At 39.0% G+C, this 7,051-nt stretch carries 5 protein-coding genes; 3 read left to right on the forward strand and 2 right to left on the reverse strand.

All coding sequences use genetic code 11. The annotated features are described in order from the left end of the window. Window positions 1-201: 201 nt before the first annotated feature. The 3 genes from AC3DU7_RS20315 to AC3DU7_RS20325 all read left to right on the forward strand — a co-directional run bounded on the left by AC3DU7_RS20315 (window position 202) and on the right by AC3DU7_RS20325 (window position 4,098). Complete coding sequence (locus AC3DU7_RS20315; RefSeq protein ID WP_488041123.1) at window positions 202-975, forward strand: response regulator transcription factor; 774 nt, start codon at window positions 202-204, stop codon at window positions 973-975. A gap of 393 nt (window positions 976-1,368) precedes the next feature. Next, window positions 1,369-3,627 (forward strand): protein-arginine deiminase domain-containing protein, encoded by a 2,259-nt coding sequence (locus AC3DU7_RS20320; RefSeq protein ID WP_488041119.1) that lies wholly within the window; start codon window positions 1,369-1,371, stop codon window positions 3,625-3,627. Window positions 3,628-3,777: 150 nt separating this feature from the next. Continuing rightward, entirely contained in the window at window positions 3,778-4,098 is a 321-nt protein-coding gene (locus AC3DU7_RS20325; protein ID WP_488041120.1) for an antibiotic biosynthesis monooxygenase, read from the forward strand. A gap of 83 nt (window positions 4,099-4,181) precedes the next feature. On the opposite strand, the gene AC3DU7_RS20330 is transcribed toward AC3DU7_RS20325, so the two are convergent. Together AC3DU7_RS20330 and AC3DU7_RS20335 are read right to left on the reverse strand one after the other, a co-directional pair. Beyond that, entirely contained in the window at window positions 4,182-6,581 is a 2,400-nt protein-coding gene (locus AC3DU7_RS20330; RefSeq protein ID WP_488041121.1) for a VIT domain-containing protein, read from the reverse strand. A 213-nt stretch (window positions 6,582-6,794) separates the two neighbouring features. Beyond that, window positions 6,795-7,031 carry a hypothetical protein gene (locus tag AC3DU7_RS20335; RefSeq protein ID WP_488041122.1) on the reverse strand — a complete coding sequence of 79 codons (237 nt, stop codon included), beginning with the start codon at window positions 7,029-7,031 and terminating at the stop codon, window positions 6,795-6,797. Window positions 7,032-7,051: the final 20 nt, after the last annotated feature.

The following is a 7,051-nucleotide window of genomic DNA, read 5'->3' on the forward strand; positions in this document are numbered from 1 at the left end:
CTACTCCCTACTCCCTACAAAAAGATTGCGTTACTTGACAAAAAAGTAAAATTATGTTAGAGAAAAGTAGAACTATAATACAAAAATAATCTATGTATTGAAAAACAAGTGTAACATTGAATGAAAAAACGTTAGAAAAAACTTAAAAATCTTAATTAAACATTACAATAAAAAAAATTATTAGGTTAAGTGTAGCAAATGATGCCTAGAATACTCGTCATTGACGACGATCCTGCGATCGCAGAACTCGTTGCTGTCAACCTAGAAATGGCCGGCTATGAAGTTAGCCAAGCAGAAGATGGAATAAAAGGGCAAGCTCTAGCCCTGCAACTACTACCAGACCTGATAGTATTAGACTTAATGCTGCCAAAGGTCGATGGGTTTACAATTTGTCAACGTCTGCGTCGTGATGAACGGACAGCCGATATTCCGGTACTGATGTTAACTGCTTTAAGTCAAACCCAAAATAAAGTAGAAGGCTTCAATGCTGGAGCAGATGATTATCTAACAAAACCCTTTGAAGTAGAAGAAATGCTGGCACGAGTGCGTGCCCTACTGCGACGCACAGATCGAATCCCACAAGCAGCAAAACATAGTGAAATCCTGAATTATGGTCCTCTGACTCTTGTTCCTGAAAGATTTGAGGCTATTTGGTTTGAACAAACAGTAAAACTAACTCATTTAGAATTTGAGTTACTCCATTGTTTACTACAACGACATGGCCAGACAGTCTCCCCTAGTGAAATTCTCAAGGAAGTCTGGGGTTACGACCCAGATGATGATATTGAGACGATCCGAGTCCATATTAGACATCTGAGAACAAAGATGGAACCAGACCCTCGCCATCCTCGGTATATTAAAACAGTATATGGTGCTGGTTACTGCTTAGAGTTGCCTAGTAATAGTTCCAGTGCTAATAATGTGGAAACAGCCAATTGGGCAAAACCAAATCAGGAATGGGTTCGAGAACCTTAAAATAATTTCCGGTTGAAAAATTATAATTTAGGTACAAAAAACTTAACTAACAGAGATATTTTAAAATTCTGTAATACCTTACGAATTGCAATCTCTCAACCGGAAATATAAATTTATTAATACTCACTTAATTAGGCTTAATTTAGTTTTTGGTGAAGGAATAATTACTCAGTTATCTTGCTCCTGTAATATTAAAGGTATATATTTTTTAATTTATTACCAGACTCCCCACGCTCCTGACACTTTCTACACACCCCACACACTCTCTACTATTGCACCGTCATCAATGATTTGGTTGGACTCCAGTAGATTCAATATTGAGAAGATCGGAAATTAGTCCTCTGAGTACCAAAAATCAGGTAAAATCCATTACTATATACGAGGATATATACTATGTGTTGGATTAGATATGTCAAAGTAGCTCTAGTTAATACCATTGGAGCATTAGTAGCAATTATTTGGGTGCCTGTTCCTCAAGCAGTGGCACAACCTTCCCTTCTAGAACAAGGAAATTCACTAGTTTCGCCCTTAGAAACGCTTGAGTCAGTAAACAACAACTTAAAAACTACAAGAAAAGTAAATTCACTATCAGAACTTTACCAGCTTAGAGACGAAATAAAAGCTGAACTGAATAAAGTTTCTCAAAGGCCAAGTCTCCAAGAAGTAGAAGAACCCTGGCAATACAAATTCCACCTACAACAATATGAAAAAACCCTGAAAAACTTCCGTAACGTAGAAGCTAATATTATTAAAGAAGAAAAAGCATCCCAAAGCTGGAAGCAAGCGATCGCCAACGCAAGTAAGGCAGTAAAAAAAGGAAAAACAATTCAGGCAAATTACCAAACCTGGCAAGAAGCAGAAAATCTTTGGTTAGAGGCAATTTCTAACCTGCGTGAAATTCCCCAAAATTCTTTCATTACAGATAAAGCGATCGAAAAAATGATCGAATATCAGGGATATCTAGCAGTTGCCTCCTATGAAAAAGTAATAGCAGCAAGAAGATGGATAGAAAATATAGAAGACGACACAAACAATAATACAACCAATTATTCACCCATTGCATATAGTTTATCTCCCGGTTTCACCATGTATGGCGACACTAACAGAGACGGAGAGTTAGATAAAGCTGACAGATCGAGTAGAGAAGAATGGTCTCTATCAGAAGGAGCATTGATGTTATTTAATAGCGATGATGATAATGGCGATCTAATACCAGACTGGCGCGATCGAGAAGTTAATGGCGAAAGTGATGAGGCAGACTTGGCGCTGGTGAATATTCAAGTAGCAGAAAATTATAAAGATGCTCAAATCTATATCTCAACAGACACAGATGCTAGTGACTATATCAATGTATTCCAAAAAACAGAAGACGGATGGCAACCAATAGATATTTCTGGTACTGAAGCATTAATATCTAGAGAGAAAATAGTATTAGGAGTGGAAGCTAAACAGTTCGCAGATCGCAACTGGAAAGGAGTCGTTAAATTAACAGCGATCGCTGAAAAAAATGGCAGACAAATTGCCTCCGATAGTATTCAAATAGGTGTAGTTCCCTGGTTAATGTCTCCTAATACTGCTCCAGTCAAAGAGCTTCATGTCAGTGAACGTGGTTTTGGCAATCAAGAATTTGTCGCCAAAATCAAACAGATAGTCGAAAAAACAGGCGCTAAAGCTCAAATTAATTCTGGCGGTACTACCTGGATGCAAGATACTAAAGAAATAGGTTATGTGCAATTTCCCTCTCAAGGTCAAACCCGTAATATGAATGTGGCACTTAAAGCTAACCGCCCAGGGGAAAATGACCAATACGCTAGAAGTTTGCTCAAAGAAGATTTTGGCTGGTTTGAAGTAGGTAAACCTAGACAACTCGATCCCCTGAATAGATGGGCAGATGCTTATGGCAACCTAGAAGTGACACCACCTCTACAAGGATATGAGCTTGGAAGAATTTATTATGGTCAGGCAGGTGAAGTAGGTCTGAATCCAGAAATCGTTGATTTTATTAAAGCACAAAAAATTCAAGGTCCGCCAGTAGATATTGATACTTCTTGGTTAATGATTCGTCATGTAGATGAAATTATTACTTTTATTCCTAGTAAATATGGCAAACCTTTAATGTTAATTGTTAGTCCAGAAGCAGGGGTTAAACTATTAGAAGAATTGAGTCTACAAGGATATGGACAAGCTGCAATAAATCGTGGTTTAAGCACTCAAACAACGGTACGAGCAGCGCTAAAAAATCAGAAGTTAATTCAGCATAATCTTTATTTGCAGCGGGAAAAATTAGATCCATTAATTGAAAAGTTGAAGCAGGAATTTAACTTAAGTGATGACCAGATTATTCAAGTGCCAGCTATGTTTGGATATAGCGGTTATTCTTGGTGGCCAAATATGGTGAATTCGGTGGTAGTTAACGGAGAATTGTTGGTTTCAAATCCTGTAGGAGCATTAATTAATGGTAGAGATTATACTCAGGAAAAATTCCGCAGGTTAGTAGCTGATGCTGGTTTAAATATTAATTTTATGGACGATAAATATTATCAGAATCTCAGGGGAAGTATCCATGATGCGACAAATACAACCCGTTTAGGAAAAAATAATCCTTTCTGGAAATCTTTGTCTGAGGATATTATTTCAGGGAGTAGGCAATAGGGAGTAGGGAGTGGGGGAGTGGGGGAGTAGGGAGTGGGGGAGTGGGGGAGTGGGGGAGTAGGGAGTAGGGGAGTGGCTCACACGGATTATGGCACGGATACACGGATATGGATATGATATTAAATCCTATCTAGTGTATCAGGAGAAAAAATGTCAGATTTTATGGACTTTTTGAAGCATAAATATGCTTATGTTGCCTTGGGAGAATTTAAACCAGGAAAATTTGAAGAAGCAAGGGAACTTTATGAAAAGGCAGTTGCTACCTATAACGAAGGTTTTAAGGGAGCTTATTTATTGCAGTTGCCAGGAACAGATAAAGGTATTGCTGTAATTTTTTGGGAAGGGGTTGAAGCTATGGATGCTAATCAAACTGATGCTTATAAAGCTGCATTGGAACAAATGTCACATTTATTTGCTAAACCACCAGAAACTAATTTTTATGAAACTGTTACTGAGATATTGCCAGAGTAATATAGCGCTGTGCGCAGGCAACAGGCAATAGGCAACAGCTCATCTGGGGGAATAGAATTTTGCTATCCCCCAACTTCTTAATATTAGGAACTAACTTTGATTGTAATCTGAATCTTATTTGCAGCAGAGGGAACGCGCCATTTTAGGAGCGAGCGCTTAATTTCTTCTACAATTTTTTTCTCCTTCAAAGTAGAAATTTCATCATCTAAAATTACTCGAAGTACGCGATCGCCTTTCACCTGCAATTCCAAAACTATTTCACCATGAATATTTGGTGGTAAATTTACATTCTGTAGATACTGCTTCAGATTTTCCTCTCCTGCTGCATCTAACCCGATAACTTGGATGATTTCCAAAGGAGTATCAGTTGACTTGCTTGAAACTTCTTGAGTAATATCGTCTACATCAATATCATCTTCTGCTTCTAAAAATAGATCGATATCATCTTCTGCATCTGAAAATAGATCGTAAGATAATTCAGCTGTTTCGGGAATTGTAATACCTCTTTCCCTTTCTTGCTCCATCCAATTTGTTGCTTGAGGTGCTGATGCTTGTATATTTTTACTCGATCGCTTCTTTAGGCTAGCATTTGAATATGACATACCACGAGCTGCATATTTTTCTACTTGAGGTATTGGAGATGCTGCCCCAAAAATCCCCTCATAACTCACTCCTTCCGGCATTTCCACAGGAACTTCCATCGAAATACTCTTACCATCAGGTTCAACTCGCACTTCTTCACTTACTGCCACAAACGCCGTATATTCTGACAACAGTTGATAACTTAAAGCTGTCTCCGTCACCTCTTTTACTATCGACTTTTTATCATAATCAAACATCTGATTCATCAAATGCTTAATCTTTTGCCTGGCCCAAATTTGAGCAACTGCTGTATTGTCAGACTCAGCAAAAATCATCTCAAAAGTCTGCTGATAAATTTCCCCACCAGCAGCAATACCATTAACCTGTAACTCACCTCCCACAGCATCCTGTTTCTGCCCAAACAAAACCAAAGGTTGTTCGGCAAACAAATCTGGAGTTGCCACCGGATAAATTTCTGGTACTTCACCCCTACCATTCCACTCAACCTCAATTTGAGTCAATACAGGATTATTAATTTGTTGGAAAAATTTCTCTGCTACTTCCTCAGTAGGTTCATCCTGTCGTACAACCCTGGCAATGCCCTGCCCAATTTCTGCCAAACGGTTAATCAAATATCGATTTACCGAACTACCAACGCCAAAACTATAAAGTCGGTTACCTGGTTGGAGTTTGTCTTGCACTTCTGCCAATACTGCCTTTTCATTACCAATATAACCATCAGTCAACATTACAATACTCCGCAGTCTTCCCGCAGGTGGAGGTGGAAAATTCAAAACTTCTTGGATGCCATTAAGTAATTCAGTGCCACCATTTGCATTTAATCTATTGATATATTTAATTGCAGCGGCAATATTTTTAGGTGTATTTGCCAAGGGTTTTTCTGACAGTTTTCTGGCAGTATTGGAAAAGTCGATAATTGTGAAAGTATCGTTGGGGTTAAGTCCGTGAATAAAACGGCGCATCAATTCCTGACATTTGAGCAAGGGTTCTCCCATTTGGGAGCCAGAAGTATCCATGAGGAAAACCACATCTTTCGGCACAATTTCATCACTGCGATACCGTAAAGCTGGAATTAGATAAACGGCAAAATATCCGCCACATTGATCTGCTTGAGTTAATACTGTTGCTTTGGTATGATTGCTAGCAACTTGATAGCGGAGAATGAAGTCTTTGTTTGGGATGGTATCTTTATTCTCTAATTTAACCGTAACAATTTCTCTTCGCTCGGATGTTTTAATTTGGTGGGATATGGAATGCACCTGAAAAATTGGCATCCCACAGTCTATTTCTACTGTCAAACCAATATCATGTCCCGAACGAGTTGCCGGGGGAACTATTGGCGGTGTAATTTGACTAGCATCAGGAACTTGGTCTGTATCACCACTTCCATCTATAGGTGTTCCTGGAATATAGCGAGGTCCAACTACCATCGGAAATACAAATTCATAGTCCCCACCTTCAAATTTGAGGGAGTCTGTGTAGCGAATAATTACATCTATTTGCTCCCCTGGTTTAATATTTGCCAGAGACTGAGTGAAAATATTATCGCGCTGTTGTTCGAGTAACCCCGCTGTGCAGCCTTGTTGTTTAGCTTGTTGATAGATTTTTTTTGCTTCTTCTCGTTTTTTAATATTACCTTTGATTAAGCGATCGCCGATTTTGATTTCCATTTCATCGACTGCTGCTTCATCTGGTAATGGGAAGACATAAGTTGCTTCTAGGGGTTCGGTGAATGGATTTTCAAATTGTTGAGTAACTTCTACCCTAGATAGGTTGCCCACTATCTTTGCTTTAACTTCCGTATGTTTGAGCGGAAAAGTCAGTTTTTCTTCTGAGGATAGAATGTATAATCCAGTTATAGTTGGTATGGTTGCAGACATAAATTTGTCTCCTCTGTACATCCTTGGCAAAATTCTTATCTTGCCTTCCTAATTTTATAGCAAGGAACAAGTTGCTGAGGACATAGATTCATTAATGGATAATGGATAATGGATAATGGATAATGGATAATTACCTCTGGTTAAAACCCCTGTTCCCTCATATATAATCTGCTTATACAGTATATATTTATAATTCTATCCACACTTAAATATTCAATCTCCCCATCTCTCCCTCTTGGGAGGGGTTAGGGGTGGGTCCCCACACTCCCCACACTCCCTATATCCCTGGGGTCGTACCACTGTTGCCTGTTCCCTGTTCCCTGTTGCCTGTTGCCTGTTCCCTGTTCCCTGTTCCCTGTTCCCTGTTCCCTGTTGCCTGTTGCCTGTTGCCTGTTGCCTGTTCCCTGTTCCCTGGGATAATTTATAAATTTTTCTGTTTATCCTTAGCAAATTTCAACAATTCTTGAGAT

The organism is Okeania sp., from assembly GCF_983059655.1.